This window comes from Sphaerisporangium corydalis, assembly GCF_025506355.1.
GTDB classification, from domain to species: domain Bacteria; phylum Actinomycetota; class Actinomycetes; order Streptosporangiales; family Streptosporangiaceae; genus Sphaerisporangium; species Sphaerisporangium corydalis.
This window is the reverse complement of sequence record NZ_JANZYP010000060.1, coordinates 1-13,715: the sequence shown is the minus strand read 5'-3', so window position 1 is coordinate 13,715 and position 13,715 is coordinate 1. Positions and strand designations below refer to the sequence as shown.

Sequence of the window (13,715 nt, the reverse complement as noted above, 5' to 3'; positions counted from 1 at the left end):
GGCGTTCCCGCTCAGCCCCCGCAGGCCGCGTACTCCTCACGGCGCCAGAGCATCGCGGCCAGCATGAGCGGGAACATCGCCAGATGCGCGAGCGTCATCACCGAGCCGTCCCCGACGACGCCCAGCCACATCAGCGGGAACAGCGGCACGACCGGGACGAACATGACCGCGCACATCTCCAGGGTGGGCGCCCAGCGGTGCCCGCGGAAGCGCATCCACGCGGCCATGCCAGCCGACATCTCCGCCGCCATCACCAGGTAGGCCGCCTCGGGGTGCCGCGCGTGGGAGACGCCCAGCCCGACGGCGGAGACGAGCAGGCCGAGGAGCACCATCCCGGCGTACATGGCGACCACCATCTCCACGTAATGCAGGGCGAACCTGGACCACCGGCGGCGGGTGCTCGATGCTGTCTGAGTCATGACCTCACTGTGACCGGTCACGCAAAGCGAGCCAAGCACTCCGGCGGGTCAGGTCCGTAAACTTGGGCTCCCGGTCCTTCTGACATACGTTGACCCCATGAGCCATCGGCGGATCGCCGTCATCGGGTACGACTCGGCCGAGCTGCTCGACATCGCCTGCGTGACCACCGCCCTGCAGAACGCCAACCTGCGGGGCGCGAGTCCCCCCTACGAGGTGCGCCTGGCGACGCCCGGCGGGCACCCCATCGTCTGCGGCACCGGCCTGACGCTGGGCGCGCAGGAACCGCTCGAACGCCTCACCGGGCCGCTCGACACGCTCATCGTGTCCGGCGGCATCGGCCACGACGCGGCCGCCGCGAACCGGCTGATCGTCGGGCACGTCCGCCGCCTGGCCCGCGAGAGCCGGCGCGTCGCGTCGGTGTGCACCGGGGCCGGCGTCCTGGCCGCCGCGGGCCTGCTCGACGGCAGGCGCGCCACCACGCACTGGGAGTGGGCGCCCGTCCTGGCCGCCCGGCACCCGGCCGTCACCGTCGACCCCGGCCCGATCTTCATCAGGGACGGCAACGTCTGCACGGCGGCCGGGGTCACCAGCGCGCTGGACCTCACGCTCGCCTTCATCGAGGAGGACCACGGCGCCGAGCTGGCGCGGCGGGTCGCGCGCGGCCTGGTGACCTACCTGCAGCGACCGGGCAACCAGGCGCAGATGAGCATGTTCACCGCCCCGCCGCCCCCCGACAACGACCTGGTCAGACGGGTCGTCGACCGCGTCAACGGCCACCTGGGCGACGACCTGGCCACGGCCGCGCTCGCGGCGGGCGCCGGGGTGAGCGAGCGGCACCTGACCCGGCTGTTCCTGCGGCACCTCGGGCAGACGCCCGGCCGGTACGTCCGCCGGGCCCGCGTCGAGGCCGCCGCGCACCTGCTTGCGGCCACCTCGCTGCCGCTGGCCTCGGTGGCGGCCCGCTGCGGGTTCGGCTCGGCCGAGACCCTGCGCCAGGCCTTCGTCGCCAGGTACGGCGTCCCCCCGTCCCGCTACCGGTCCACCCAGTCCCGCACGTAGCCGAGGACGGACCCGCCCGGCGGCACGGTTTCGCGGGCACCGCCCGCGCCGCCGGCGCGTACCGGTGGGAGAGCCGCCGGGACGCCGGCGCCCGCCGGTGGGAGACTGGGGTCATGGCGCGATCACCGCGAACCGGCGTGCGGACCATCGGCCCCTCCGCGACCGAGGCCGGCCCGGCGCCGGGCGAGACGGGTGAGCCGGACGCGGCCTGCGCGGTGGCGCACGGTACCGCGCCCGCGCCCTCGGGCGGGCGCACCCTGATGGCCGTGTTCGCCTCGCCGGTGGCCGCTCACCTGCTGCGGTACGCCGCCGACACCGGCTTCCGGCCGATCCTGCTGGAACCCGACCCCGGCCGTACCCTCGACGGGGCGCCGGCCGGGACCGAGGTGGTCACCCGCCCGCCCGACGGGCTGGACCGGACCGTGGACGTCGTCGTCACCGACCACCACCGCGAGGAGCTCGGCGCGGTGCTCCGGCAGGTGCTCGCCTGCCCGTGCCGCTGGATCGGGGTGCTCGGCAACCCGCGCCACCCCGGCCCGCACGTGACCGCGCTGACCGGGCTCGGGGTGCCGGCCGAGGACATCGCCCGCGTGCACCGCCCGGTCGGGCTCAACATCGGCTCCCGCACCCCGCCGGAGATCGCCATCGCGACCCTGGCCGGCCTGCTCGCCGACCGCAACGACCGCCCCGGCGGCTTCATCTTCTGAAACGACCGCCCTGCGGGTTCATCTTCTGAAACGACCGCCCTGCGGGTTCATCTTCTGAAACGACCGCCCTGCGGGTTCATCTTCTGAAACGACCGCCCCGGCGGTTCGCCGTCCGAACCGTCCCGCCGTGGCCGGGTCGAGCCCATGGCCGCGGCCCGTGTGGCCCCTACGGGAGCAGCACCGCACGGGCGCGGGCCGTGCGGACGGCGGACGACAGGGTCGCGATGTCGTAGGCGCCGTGGTGGCGGCGGCCGTTGACGAAGAACGTCGGGGTCCCTGACACGCCGCTCACGTCGGCGGAGTCGACGTCCTCGGCGATCCGGGACGCGCCCGCGTGGGCGGCGAGGTCGCGCCGGAACCGGTCGCCGTCCAGCCCGGCACGCTCGGCGTAGTCCAGCAGGTCGCGGAGCAGCAGGTCCCCCTGGTGGCCGAGGAGCAGGTCGTGCATCTCCCAGAAGGCGCCCTGTTCGGCCGCCGCCTCGGACGCCTCCGCCGCGAGCTGCGCGGAGGGGTGCACGTCGTGCAGCGGGAGGTGCCGCCAGACGTACCTGACGTCGCCGAAGTCGGCGAGCAGCTCGCGCACGACCGGCTCGGCCTGGCCGCAGTAGGGGCATTCGAAGTCGCCGTACTCCACCACGGTCACCGGGGCGTCCAGCGGGCCGCGCACGTGGTCCCGGTCCGGGTCCACGGGGGTGCCGAGGTCGATGATGCTCTCGGCCGTGCCGTGCAGCGCGCGGGCCCGCAGCCGCGACGGGAGCATGACGGTCACGTGGGAGATGATCCACGTCAGCAGGGACGCGCAGACCGCCGCCGCGAGGATGCCGAACTTGGCCTCCTCCAGGCGGGGCCCGTCGAACGCGAGCGTGGCGATCAGCAGCGACACGGTGAAGCCGATGCCGGCGATCGTGCCGCCGCCCGCGACCCCGGCCCAGCCGATCGGCGGGCGCACCCGCCCCCGGCTCAGCAGGGAGACCAGCCAGGTCGAGCCGATGATGCCGACCGGCTTGCCCACGACGTAGGCGACGAGGATGCCCAGCGTGATCGGCGAGGTGAGGGCCCGCGCCAGGAACGCGCCGTTGATGACGATCCCGGCGTTCGCCAGGGCGAACAGCGGGACGATCACGTAGCTGGTCCACGGGTGGTAGAGCTGCTGCAGCCGGTGGTTGGGCGAGACGGCCTTGGCCAGGCCGGCGCTGGCCGAGCGTGCCAGCTCGGGGGTCGGCTGCTCGCGGAAGAGCCGGAACAGGTCCGACGCCCGTTCCAGGTCGCCACGGGCCGCCGGGGACGCGTAGGTCAGCAGGCCCATGGCCAGGCCGATGACGACCGGTTCGACGCCGGAGCGGAACAGCGCGACCCAGACCGCCGCCGCGAAGCCCGCGTAGACCAGGCCGTGCCGCACGCCGGCCGACTTGACCAGCAGCATCACCGCGAAGATCGCCACGGCGGCCAGCAGGGCCGACGGGGTGACGTGCTCGCTGTAGAAGATCGTGATGACGCAGAGCGCCACCAGGTCGTCGACGACGGTGACGGTCAGGAAGTAGGTGCGCGCGCGGGCCGGGAACCGGGCGGCGACCAGGGCGAGCATCCCCATGGCGAACGCGGTGTCGGTCGACATCGCGGCGCCCCAGCCGTGCGCCGACGGCCGGCCGCCGTTGACCAGCAGGTAGATCGCGATCGGGACGATCATCCCGCCGACGCCCGCGACCACCGGCAGCACCAGCCGCCGCCGGTCGCGCAGCTCCCCCATGTCGAACTCGCGCCGCGCCTCAAGGCCCACCACGAAGAAGAAGAACGTCATCAGGCCGCTGTTGACCCAGTGGCGCAGGTCCTGGGCGACCCCGGCGTCGCCGAGGCTGACCGACAGGCGCGTCCCCCACAGCGCCTCGTACGAGGACAGGTCGGTGTTCGCCCAGACGAGCGCGGCCAGGGTGGCGGCCAGCAGGATCACGGCGCTGCCGGTCTCGGTGCGGAGGAACTCGCGTAGCGGCGTCTCGAAGCGCAGCGCCCAGGCGGTCCTCCCGGAGAAGTGCGCGGGTGTCTCCCTGGGTTCGGTCACCTCACATCAGACACCTCACGGCGTCGCCGCATTCCCCGCCGGGAGCCGCCCGCGCGCGGGGACGGCGGCAGCGCCGTGCCCGTCCGGGTATCCGAGGTGCGCCTCCCTATAGTTGCCATGGACATGGTTGCCATGTACGGTATCGGCCATGTCGCGATCTTCCGGAGAGGCCGGCACCGGCGCCCTGTTGTGGCTGGTGACCACCAAGTGGCGCGCCGCGGTCGACCGCGCGGTCGCGCCGCTCGGCCTGACCCACGCGCAGTACGTCGTGCTCGCCTCCCTCTACGGCCTGTCGCGGCAGGGCACCCGGCCCAGCCAGCGGGAGCTGGCCGACTTCGCCGGGCTTGAGGCGATCTACGTCTCCAAGCTCGCCCGGGCGCTGGAGAAGACCGGCCTGCTGGTCAGGGCCGAGCACCCCGCCGACCCGCGAGCGGTGCGGCTGACCCTCACCGACCACGGCACGGCCGTGGCGCAACGCGCGGTGGTGATCGTTCATGCCCTGCAGGAGGAGGTCACCGCGCCCATCGGGGGGACGGCGAGCCCTCGCGCCCGTGAACTCGTCCGCACCCTGCGGACGCTGCTCGGCACGCCCCCCGCGGGCGGCACCGACGACGAAGGGAACACCACCATGACCCAGGCACCGGCACTGCTGACCGGCCAGGACATCGGCGAGGCGCAGGGGGCGGTGGGCGCCCTGCTCGACGCCGTCCTGGCCGCCGGCGGCCACACCTCCGAACAGTTCATCGTCCTGCGCGTCCTGTCCGTGCGCGGCCCGTGGGCCTCGCCCGCCGCGCTCCATGAGTTCCTCGCCGGGCAGCGCCAGCTCGGCCTCGACCCTCCGGCGGTCGCCGCGCTGCTGGGCGGGCTGGAGGCGGCGGGGCTCGTCAGGGGGAGCTCCCCCGACGGCGCCGGGCCGGTGGAGCTGACCGGCGAGGGCGCCGATCTGTTCGCCAGGCTGGCCGGGACCGTCGCCCCGGCCACGCGCAGCCTGTACGCCGGCATCGACCCGGACGACCTGGCGACCGCCCACCGGGTGCTGGCCCAGGTCGTCGAACGCGCCGGCCACCTGCGCGCCACCCTCTGACCGCCCCGGCGCGTCCTGACTTCGGCGCGTGCCCAGGCCCGCCTCTGTCCCGGCCCGGCCACGTGGCCGGGCCGGGGTCAGCGGGCGTGGTGGCGCAGCACGCCGGCGTACGCGCCGGCGAAGAACCGCTGCGCCAGGACGGCCGGCGGCCAGGCCAGCCGCGTGTACCAGCGGCCGGGCCGGGTGAAGGCGCTGATCGTGAACGACAGGGACCCGTCGTCGGCCACCTCCAGCAGGAACGCCTCCTCGCCGGACTCCGGATGGCCCTGGAGGGTCCCGTAGGCGAACCCGGCGCGGCGGTCCTCCTCGACCGTCCAGATCACCCGGCACGGCGCGGCCAGCGACACCGGCCCGATCCCGAGCCGCGACACCACGATGACACCCGGCGCGGCCCGGGGCGCCGTCGCCCGCGGGGAGAGCCCGACTCCGGCGTGCACGCGCCAGGTCAGCAGGGCGTCGGCCGCGCGGCCGAGGGAGGCCCCGTCGCCCAGCTCGAAGCGCCGCCGCAGATGCCCGTAGCCGGCGGGCAGGTCACCCGTCCGGGTGGCCCCCGCCTCGGGGTAGGTCAGCTCTGCGTTCTCGTACCGCCGCGGATCCATCGCATCTCCTCAGGTGGGTCACAGGGGCCGGCGCCTTGGCGGAACCGGCGGCCGGCCGGCTACACGAACGGGATCAGGTGGGGGGCCGCGGCTCGGGCCGGAGTTCGTTGGCGGGCCGCGGCTCGGGGCGAAGTTCGTTGGCGGGCCGCGGCTCGGGGCGGAGTTCGTTGGCGGCCCGCGGCTCGGGGCGGAGTCCGGTGGCGGGCCAGAGTCGGGTGGGAGCGGTGTGGAGGGCCCAGCCGAGGAGGGCGCCCACGGCGTACCAGAGCAGGTCCGGCGGGTTGAAGGTGGAACCGAGGACCAGGCGGGCCAGCGTACTGCGCGCGGACAGCTCGGCCGGTACGCCGGTGAGCTGGGCGAACTCGGCCAGCCAGCTCACGCCCAGCGCGACGGCCGCCACCCGGACCGGACGCGCGCGCGGCGCCGCCACGATGACGAGCGCGTACAGCAGCAGGGTGTAGAGCAGGTCGCCCGCGTACTTTCCGGCCGGCCCGCCGACCGCCGCCCGGACGCCCAGCCCCGCGCCCACGACCACCACGGCGGCCACCGCACCGGCGACCCTCCAACGCACCATCCCGAAACGATAACGGCCCCGCGACGCCCCCGGCGCGGAGGCGGTAGGTTCTCCGGTCATGGACGGGGTCGGCGGGGTCGGCGGGACGGTCGCCACGGCGGCGGGGATGTTCGCCGGGACCAACGTTGACGACCTCATCGTGCTGACCGTGCTGTTCCTGTCCGCGCGGGCCGCCGGCGCGCCGAGGGTGTGGCAGATCTGGGCCGGGCAGTACCTGGGGGTCGGGGCGCTGGTCGTGGTGTCGGTGGTCGCCGCGCTCGGCCTGACGGTCGTGCCCGACGCCTGGGCGGGCCTGCTGGGCCTGGTCCCGTTCGCGCTCGGGGTACGCGGCCTGGTGCGGGCCATACGCGGGAGCGGCGACGACCCCTCCCCCGTGGTGGCGGGCGGCCTGCTCCCGGTGATGGGCGTGACCGTGGCCAACGGGGCCGACAACATCTCGGTGTACACGCCGGTGTTCCGCGCCGTCGGGGCCGGCGCGACCGCGGCGACCATCGCCGTGTTCGCCGCCGGCGTGGCCGTGTGGTGCGTCGCCGGCTCCCTGCTCGGATCTCACACGAAGGTCATCGCCGTCGTGGAACGCCACGGCCGATGGATCGTGCCGGTGGTGTTCGTGGCCATCGGCACGTTCATCGTCACCGAATCCGGCGTGGTCGGCCTGCTCCTCTAGAACGACCCCCTCGTGGAACCGTCCTCGGCGAGCCGGTCGGCGGCGTCAGGGGCGTCAGGGGCGGCGGGGGCGGGGTGGCCGGGTGTGTCGGGGGTGGGACGGTCGGCGGCGTCGGGGGCGGGGTGGGCACGGTAGCGGGACAGGGCCGGGATGGTCAGGCCGATCAGGGCGGCCCCGGCGATCGTGGCGAGGCCGCCGCTGACGATGCCAGCGGCCGGCGAGGTGAGCGAGCCGACCGCACCCGCCCTGAAGTTCCCGAGCTGCGGGCAGCCCACGCCCACGACGTACTCGGCGGCGCTGACCCTGCCGAGGTAGCGGTCGGGGGTCGCGACCTGCACGACCGTCGTGCGGAACACCACGCTGATCACGTCGGCCGCGCCCGCGAGCGCCAGCAGCGACAGGGCGAGCCACAGGCTGCCCGCCAGCCCGAACCCGGTGAGCCCGGCGCCCCAGATGGCACCGGCGATCAGCATGGCGCGTCCCTGGCGGGACACCTGGCCGACCCATCCCGACAGCGACGAACCGATGATGCCGCCGACGGCCGGCGCCGCGGTGAGCAGCCCGAGCGTCTGCGCGCTCCCGCCGAAGTGCTCGGCGTTGATCGCGGGGAACAGCGCGAGCGGCATCCCGAAGAAGGTGGCGCTCATGTCGGCGAGGAAGGCGCCGCCGATGATCCGGTTGCCGCGGATGAACCGGAAGCCGTCCGCGACCGCACTCAGTCCGGGCCGCGTGGCGCCCCCCTCGGGCGGCATCGCCGGCAGGCGGACGATCCCGTACAGGGAGGCGGCGAAGCTGAGCGCGTCGACGAGGTAGCACATCTTCAGTCCCCAGGCGCTCGCCACCACGCCGCCGAGCCCGGGGCCGGCGGTGGCGCTGGCGTGGAAGATGAACATGGTGAGCGCGGCGCCCGCCGGGATCCGTTCGGCCGGGAGCAGCCGGGGCAGGAACGTCCGCCGGGCCGGGCCGTCGAGGGCGCCGAGCAGGGACTGGAGCGCGACCAGCAGGTACAGCGGCCACAGCCGGTCGTACTCGGCGAACGCCTGCACCGCGAACGCGACCGACACCAGGGCCAGGCCGCCGCTGGTCACCAGCACGAGCCTGCGCCGGTCGAACGCGTCGATGACGGACCCGCCGGCCAGCCCGAACACGATCGAGGGGACGGCCGAGGCCAGCCCCACCATGCCGACGGCGATCGAGGAGCGCGTGAGGGTGTAGACCTGCAGGGCGACCGCGAAGGAGGTCATCTGAGCGCCGACGGCCGACAGGACCGACCCCGCCCACAGGCGCCGGAAGGGCGGCGACTCCTTCAGCGGGCCGATGTCCATGATCAGGCGTCGTCGTGCCATGTCCGTTCCTTGGGTCGCCGGGTGATGGTGGTCAGGGTGCCTCGGGCCGCCCGGCCTGGACAGACGGGCAGCAGGTCAGCGTTCCTTGGGTTGCCGGTGGTGAGCGGTGGTCAGGGTGCCTCGGGCCGCCCGGCCTGGACAGACGGGCAGTGGGTCAATGTGCCTCGGGGTGCCGGGCGGTGGTCAGGGCGTCCGTGGTCGCCGGGCCGGTGAGATGGGCAGCGGTCAGGGTGTCTTGGGCCGCCACGGGACTGGGCGGTGGTCAGGGTGCCGTCGGGACAGGGCGCGCGGTCGGCGGCCCGGTGCCCGCACACGGGCTCCCGGGCGGCTAACGTTCAAGGGGTCACACCATCGGACGGCGCCGCACCAAGGTCCCCCTGTCCTACCACCGGCAACGTGGCCACCCCGCCACGGCTCGCCGCCGGAGGAATAGACGACCCCGGGCACCACGAGCGCGAGGTCTCACCCACGGGGGAGAAATGACCGAAGTAGACCTTACCGGTATCGCCAAGGAGCTTGGCGGGTCGCAGCCCCTGCGCGGCCTGCTCATGACACCGGCCACGCCCGGCCCGTGGCCCGGCGTCGTCATGATCCACGAGGTGTTCGGGCTCGACGACGTCATGCGCCGCCAGGCCGAGCGCCTCGCCGCCGCCGGTTACCTGACCCTCGCGGTCGACCTGTTCAGCGCGGGCGGCACCATGCGCTGCCTGGTCTCCACGATGCGCGCCCTGGTCCAGGGCCGGGGCCGGGCGCTCGCCGACATCGAGGCGGCGCGCACGTGGCTCGCGTCCTCGCCGGAGTGCACGGGGAAGGTCGGTGTGATCGGCTTCTGCATGGGCGGCGGCTTCGCCCTGCTGACCGCCGGCACGTTCGACGTGGCGTCGGCCAACTACGGGCAGCTGCCCCGCGACCTGGACGCGGTCCTGGCCGGCGCCTGCCCGGTGGTCGGCACGTACGGGGGCCGCGACCGTGCGATGCGGAACCTGGCGCCGAAGCTGGAGGCGGCCCTGACCAGGGCCGGGGTCCCGCACGACGTGAAGAAGTACCCCGACGCCGGCCACGCCTTCCTCAACGACGCCGAGACCGGGCCGCGCGTCCTGCGCCCGCTGCTGCGGGTGGCCGGCATGGGCCCGGAACCGGTCTCCGCCGCCGACGCCTGGCACCGCATCGACGCCTTCTTCGCCGAACACCTCCACTGACCCACTCCCCCGAACGCGCCACACGTGGAACCCGCCGCCCCTGGACCCCTGCGGCCCCCGAACCCGCCGTCCCAGGAACCCTGCGGCCCCCGAACCCGCCGTCCCAGGAACCCTGCGGCCCCCGAACCCGCCGTCCCAGGAACCCTGCGGCCCCCGAACCCGCCGTCCCAGGAACCCTGCGGCCCCCGAAGCCGCCGTCCCAAGCCCCGGCGCCTCAGACCCCGTTGTCCTTGGAAACCCCTCGTCCCTGGAACCGGGGACCCTTCAGAACCTCGCGCGTCCCTCGAACCGTCCCCCTAGGAGCCAGGAGCCGCCGGTGGCGGGGCCGATGGCGGTGTCACCGGGCGGCGCGCGCCTGTTCCGCCACGCGCTCGCCGGGCAGGCCGGCCATGTCCTGGCCGTGCGGTGCGGAGTCCCCCGCCCCGCGAGGCCTGTCGTACGGCCGCGTCCGCCCAGGAATGGGCACGGGGCCCGTCTCGAAGGCTCGGTCGGCGGCGGTCTCAAAGGATCGGTCGGTGGCCGTGTCGAAGGATCGGCCGGGGCCGGCGGCCGTGTCGAACAGCCGGTCGGGGTCGGCGGCCGTACCGACGGGCCGGGCGAGGTCGGCGGTCGTCTCGGAGAACCGGTCGGGGTCGGGGTCGGTGAGCCGCACGGTGCATCGGCAGTAGCCGTGGGCGACGATCAGCCGGGCCCTGAGCAGGGTGTAACGGCCAGGATCGGACGCCGTGAGCACTCCCCGGCAGCTGTCGCACCGCTCAATGGCCATGCCGTCCCCCACGTTCCGTTCGTCCTGAGCCGGAGGGCGACGTCCCGGCGGGAGCCCCCTGAGGAGACCGCGCCGCCCGCGCCCGGGCATCCCGAAGAAGCCAAAGCATACGGTGACGGCACGGATACGTCTGTTGTTTCCACTTTGCCGACGCCGAACGGCACCCACGGCCCGACAACCGGCCCCGCCCACCCTCACCGAACGCCACGGTCACCGGCGCCTCAGCCCCCGGCGCCCCACAGGCGGGCGTCGGCGCAGACGCGGATTTCCACGATGCGGCTGATCTGCCGGCCGCCGCAGCGGTCGCCGGGCACCACCAGGTGGGGGCCCTGCTCGTCCAGGTCCCGCCCGTCCATCCGGACGCCGACCAGCGCCTCGACGTTGCCGAACTCCGGGTCGATCTCCCCCCAGGACAGCACCGCGTGGTGGCCGTCGGCGCCCAGCACCGACACCAGGAACCGCAGCCGGTCCTTGCGCTCGGACGGGTCGAAGGTCGGCTCGGCCGCGCGGGCCACGTCCACCAGCAGGGGCCCGGCGAAGTGATGCCGCCGCATTCCCGAGGTGCGGCACGCGAAGGTCACCTCGGCCTCCCGCTGCGGGATCGCCCGCAGGTCCGGCACGCTCCACCCCCCGGGTCGTCGCGGGTCGCCCAGCAGCCGGAACCGTCCGCGAACGGAGACATCGGCCGGAGCGTCGATCGGCGTGAGCCGCATCGGGTCCTCCTTCGCCCTCACCCGGCCTGACGCGGGTGACCGCGAATCCAGCATTCCCGCTACTTGACCGAATGACAACTCATCTGCCAACCCAGAACCGCCACAAGCCAGTACATGCAACCCCCAACACACATCTCCCCTCGCGAAAGCCACGCCCCCTCCCACGATCCGGACCGCGATGCCGGTCCCGTCCAGCGCCTTGAGGTCACAGATAGGAGGACGGCGGATTCCCGGAGGCGGGCGAGGGGTTCGGTTGGGGGGCGGAGTCGGCCCGCTTTGATCGAGAGGGCCGGCTCCGGGTCGGGTTGGAGGTTACTTGCCGGGTGGGCGGTGGCGCCAGATGGGTGGGCGGTGGCGCCAGATGCGGGTGTGGGCGTGGGGGGGTTTGGGTGGCTTGTGGTGGGCGCGGTGGTGTGGCGGGTGGTTGGCGGCCCGGGATCGGGTGGTGGAGTGGTGTCCTCCGCGCCGGTTCTCGCCGATCACGCCCTCGATGGTGTGGAGCGTGCGGATCGTGATCAGGCGGCCCTTGCGGTGGTGCCGCCCGCGGTGGTCGCGGACGGAGTCCCTGCGCACGCGCACATGGTCGGCGGCGTTCACCTGGGCGTTGCCTTGGCCACTGCCGGCCTGGCCGCTGCCGCCTCGGCCGCCGGGCACCGGCGGAACCGGCGGGACGGGCGGGGTAGGCGGAATGGGCGGGACGATGGCGGTGATGACCTGGGTGAGCGGTGCCGAGGCGCTGGTGTCCAGCGAGATCGACCCCAGATACGTGGCGACGATCGCGTGCGTGCCCGGCGCCAGGTTGGCGATCGTCGCGGCCGCGTGACCGGCCGAGTCGAGTTGCACCGTGCCCAGATCGGTGGTGGTGTCGGCGGTGAAGCGGACGCCTCCGGTCGGAACGGGCCCGGCGGTGGACGTCACCGTGGCGGTGAAGGTGACCGGGGTCCCCACAGGAACCGAGGCGTCCGAGGTGGCCAGCGTGGTCGTGGTCGTCCGGACGGGCGGCGGCGCGCAGTCGGACCGGGTGATGGTGTTGGAGTCCAGGGTGACGGCGCCGTTGCGGGCCAGCAGGCGGCCGTTGACGGTCGCGCCCGTGGTCGCGGTGATCGAGGTCAGCGCGAGGATCGTCCCGACGAAGCCGGAGGCGGTCCCCAGTGTGGCGGAGCTGCCGACCTGCCAGAACACGTTGCACGCCTGGGCGCCCCCGATGAGCGTCACCGTGCTCGCCGACGCGGTGATCAGCGTGGAGGCGGCCTGGAAGATGAAGACCGCCTGGGGGTCGCCCTGGGCGTCCAGGGTCAGGTTCCCGGTGATCCCCAGGGTGCCGGCCGCCGAGGTGTAGACGCCGGGCGTCAGCGTCGTGCCGCCCAGTTCGGTGGGCACGCTGGTGACCGGGGTCCGGCCGGCGGCGTCGTTGTACGCGGTGGTCAGGTCGACCTGGGCCTGCACGGCGGCGGCGTCAGCGGCGTGGACCGTCCCGATCACGGTGCCGGGCGGGAAGCCGGTCACCGACGAGCCGGGGCTGACCCCGAGGTCACCGGTGACGACGCTGGGTCCGGTGTTGGTGACCGCCGACCCGGCGAGCACCGCGTAGGAGGTGGCGGTGCCGAGCCCCACCGGCGCCTGGGCGGCGCCCGCGGCGTGGGGAGTGGCGACGACGACCGCCGCGGCGACGACGGCGGCGAGGGCCGCCGCCCATGGGCGGGCGATATTTCGTGACCCGATGAAGGCCAGGCCGGGATATTTCATAAAACTGTCCTCTGCTTTTAGTATTACTCCATCCAAGCGCAAATACAGTGACGCGCCATTGTTTATGACCCTAACCGAGCGCACGTGTTACTCATTGTCCAACATGCCGGGGCTTCAAATCAGGTAGCGCTTATTTCATGACATAAGAGAACATTTTTGGACGGCATCCTCCGCCGACGGTCCGCCGGACCGGCCGATCCGGGAGAGAACCGCCTCACGAGCCCTGGCGACCCAAGAGAGATCCGATGACTGGCGGGCGTCGTCCGGACGGCGAACGGGGTGCGCGGCCCTGGACCGCTCCAGTGCAGGGGCGATACGCCGCCCGTCCTGCCTGGGGTTACCTGGAAATTTCGGACTGATCGCCAAGTGTTGCGTTCGTGTGTCAGATCCTGTCAGGATGGGAGAAGCGGTCCGATGTTACGTCGGCGATGACATTTGCCGCTTCGTGTCTCCTGGTGGTGTTCTGTCGGCATCAGGCCTGATCCAAGGGAACGGGCCGCCGAGCTCCCCTCGCGACGCGGTGAACGCTCATCGCCGCCCCCGGCCGCCCCCGGCCTCGATCGCGATGAGCGACGATCCGCCGAGCGAACGCGAAGGCTCCGCCGGCTCCACCTTCAGCAGACGCGGTGAGCACGACACCCGCTCTAGTCGAAGGAGTTCGCGTGGCCGTTTCGCGCCGGAGGTTCATGACCTCTGTCATGTCGGGATCCGCCCTGGCCGCGGTGTCATCGTCGCAACTGATGTCCGCCCTGACCACCCCCGCATCAGCAGCAGCCAGC

The 13,715-nt window shown here is 73.6% G+C and carries 13 protein-coding genes; 5 read left to right on the top strand and 8 right to left on the bottom strand.

From position 1 onward, the window contains the following. Window positions 1-11 precede the first annotated feature (11 nt). Window positions 12-419 (bottom strand): hypothetical protein, encoded by a 408-nt coding sequence (locus NYZ98_RS31515; protein WP_262847232.1) that lies wholly within the window; start codon window positions 417-419, stop codon window positions 12-14. A 97-nt stretch (window positions 420-516) separates the two neighbouring features. On the opposite strand from NYZ98_RS31515, the gene NYZ98_RS31510 reads away from it, so the two are divergent. Next, complete coding sequence (locus tag NYZ98_RS31510; protein WP_262847231.1) at window positions 517-1,479, top strand: GlxA family transcriptional regulator; 963 nt, start codon at window positions 517-519, stop codon at window positions 1,477-1,479. 113 nt (window positions 1,480-1,592) lie between these two features. Further along, window positions 1,593-2,186: an XdhC family protein gene (locus NYZ98_RS31505; RefSeq protein ID WP_262847230.1), complete on the top strand. Its 594-nt coding sequence runs from the start codon at window positions 1,593-1,595 to the stop codon at window positions 2,184-2,186. A 166-nt stretch (window positions 2,187-2,352) separates the two neighbouring features. On the opposite strand, the gene nhaA is transcribed toward NYZ98_RS31505, so the two are convergent. Continuing rightward, entirely contained in the window at window positions 2,353-4,242 is a 1,890-nt protein-coding gene (gene nhaA, locus NYZ98_RS31500; RefSeq protein ID WP_262847229.1) for a Na+/H+ antiporter NhaA, read from the bottom strand. Window positions 4,243-4,390: 148 nt separating this feature from the next. On the opposite strand from nhaA, the gene NYZ98_RS31495 reads away from it, so the two are divergent. Then, window positions 4,391-5,326 carry a MarR family winged helix-turn-helix transcriptional regulator gene (locus tag NYZ98_RS31495; RefSeq protein WP_262847228.1) on the top strand — a complete coding sequence of 312 codons (936 nt, stop codon included), beginning with the start codon at window positions 4,391-4,393 and terminating at the stop codon, window positions 5,324-5,326. A gap of 77 nt (window positions 5,327-5,403) precedes the next feature. Here the strand turns inward: NYZ98_RS31495 and NYZ98_RS31490 are convergent, their stop codons facing one another. Together NYZ98_RS31490 and NYZ98_RS31485 are read right to left on the bottom strand one after the other, a co-directional pair. After that, window positions 5,404-5,925, bottom strand: a complete 522-nt coding sequence (locus NYZ98_RS31490; protein WP_262847227.1) for a DUF1990 family protein — start codon at window positions 5,923-5,925, stop codon at window positions 5,404-5,406. Window positions 5,926-5,998: 73 nt separating this feature from the next. Beyond that, window positions 5,999-6,499 (bottom strand): DUF2809 domain-containing protein, encoded by a 501-nt coding sequence (locus NYZ98_RS31485; protein WP_262847226.1) that lies wholly within the window; start codon window positions 6,497-6,499, stop codon window positions 5,999-6,001. A gap of 58 nt (window positions 6,500-6,557) precedes the next feature. On the opposite strand from NYZ98_RS31485, the gene NYZ98_RS31480 reads away from it, so the two are divergent. Then, window positions 6,558-7,166: a cadmium resistance transporter gene (locus NYZ98_RS31480; protein WP_262847225.1), complete on the top strand. Its 609-nt coding sequence runs from the start codon at window positions 6,558-6,560 to the stop codon at window positions 7,164-7,166. Here NYZ98_RS31480 and NYZ98_RS31475 read toward each other — a convergent pair. Then, window positions 7,163-8,512 (bottom strand): MFS transporter, encoded by a 1,350-nt coding sequence (locus tag NYZ98_RS31475; protein ID WP_262847224.1) that lies wholly within the window; start codon window positions 8,510-8,512, stop codon window positions 7,163-7,165. The two genes, NYZ98_RS31480 and NYZ98_RS31475, sit on opposite strands and share 4 nt — an antisense overlap. A 479-nt stretch (window positions 8,513-8,991) precedes the next feature. Here NYZ98_RS31475 and NYZ98_RS31470 point away from each other — a divergent pair, with 479 nt between their 5' ends. Then, window positions 8,992-9,711, top strand: coding sequence for a dienelactone hydrolase family protein (locus NYZ98_RS31470; protein ID WP_262847223.1), 720 nt, complete (start codon window positions 8,992-8,994; stop codon window positions 9,709-9,711). A 337-nt stretch (window positions 9,712-10,048) separates the two neighbouring features. On the opposite strand, the gene NYZ98_RS31465 is transcribed toward NYZ98_RS31470, so the two are convergent. The 3 genes from NYZ98_RS31465 to NYZ98_RS31455 all read right to left on the bottom strand — a co-directional run bounded on the left by NYZ98_RS31465 (window position 10,049) and on the right by NYZ98_RS31455 (window position 12,936). Next, a complete protein-coding gene (locus NYZ98_RS31465; RefSeq protein ID WP_262847222.1) occupies window positions 10,049-10,477 on the bottom strand; it encodes a hypothetical protein in 429 nt (142 codons plus the stop codon). Between the two features lie 221 nt (window positions 10,478-10,698). Continuing rightward, complete coding sequence (locus NYZ98_RS31460) at window positions 10,699-11,190, bottom strand: molybdopterin-binding protein (RefSeq protein WP_262847221.1); 492 nt, start codon at window positions 11,188-11,190, stop codon at window positions 10,699-10,701. A 312-nt stretch (window positions 11,191-11,502) separates the two neighbouring features. Then, on the bottom strand, window positions 11,503-12,936 hold the full coding sequence (locus NYZ98_RS31455) for an ice-binding family protein (protein WP_262847220.1): 1,434 nt from the start codon (window positions 12,934-12,936) through the stop codon (window positions 11,503-11,505). Window positions 12,937-13,715: the final 779 nt, after the last annotated feature.

What these genes read in the sequence shown, in the direction of transcription:
- NYZ98_RS31515 (WP_262847232.1), bottom strand. Translation starts at nt 419, where the DNA reads ATGACTCAGACAGCATCGAGCACCCGCCGCCGGTGGTCCAGGTTCGCC.
- NYZ98_RS31510 (WP_262847231.1), top strand. Translation starts at nt 517, where the DNA reads ATGAGCCATCGGCGGATCGCCGTCATCGGGTACGACTCGGCCGAGCTG.
- NYZ98_RS31505 (WP_262847230.1), top strand. Translation starts at nt 1,593, where the DNA reads ATGGCGCGATCACCGCGAACCGGCGTGCGGACCATCGGCCCCTCCGCG.
- NYZ98_RS31495 (WP_262847228.1), top strand. Translation starts at nt 4,391, where the DNA reads ATGTCGCGATCTTCCGGAGAGGCCGGCACCGGCGCCCTGTTGTGGCTG.
- NYZ98_RS31490 (WP_262847227.1), bottom strand. Translation starts at nt 5,925, where the DNA reads ATGGATCCGCGGCGGTACGAGAACGCAGAGCTGACCTACCCCGAGGCG.
- NYZ98_RS31485 (WP_262847226.1), bottom strand. Translation starts at nt 6,499, where the DNA reads ATGGTGCGTTGGAGGGTCGCCGGTGCGGTGGCCGCCGTGGTGGTCGTG.
- NYZ98_RS31480 (WP_262847225.1), top strand. Translation starts at nt 6,558, where the DNA reads ATGGACGGGGTCGGCGGGGTCGGCGGGACGGTCGCCACGGCGGCGGGG.
- NYZ98_RS31475 (WP_262847224.1), bottom strand. Translation starts at nt 8,512, where the DNA reads ATGGCACGACGACGCCTGATCATGGACATCGGCCCGCTGAAGGAGTCG.
- NYZ98_RS31470 (WP_262847223.1), top strand. Translation starts at nt 8,992, where the DNA reads ATGACCGAAGTAGACCTTACCGGTATCGCCAAGGAGCTTGGCGGGTCG.
- NYZ98_RS31465 (WP_262847222.1), bottom strand. Translation starts at nt 10,477, where the DNA reads ATGGCCATTGAGCGGTGCGACAGCTGCCGGGGAGTGCTCACGGCGTCC.
- NYZ98_RS31460 (WP_262847221.1), bottom strand. Translation starts at nt 11,190, where the DNA reads ATGCGGCTCACGCCGATCGACGCTCCGGCCGATGTCTCCGTTCGCGGA.
- NYZ98_RS31455 (WP_262847220.1), bottom strand. Translation starts at nt 12,936, where the DNA reads ATGAAATATCCCGGCCTGGCCTTCATCGGGTCACGAAATATCGCCCGC.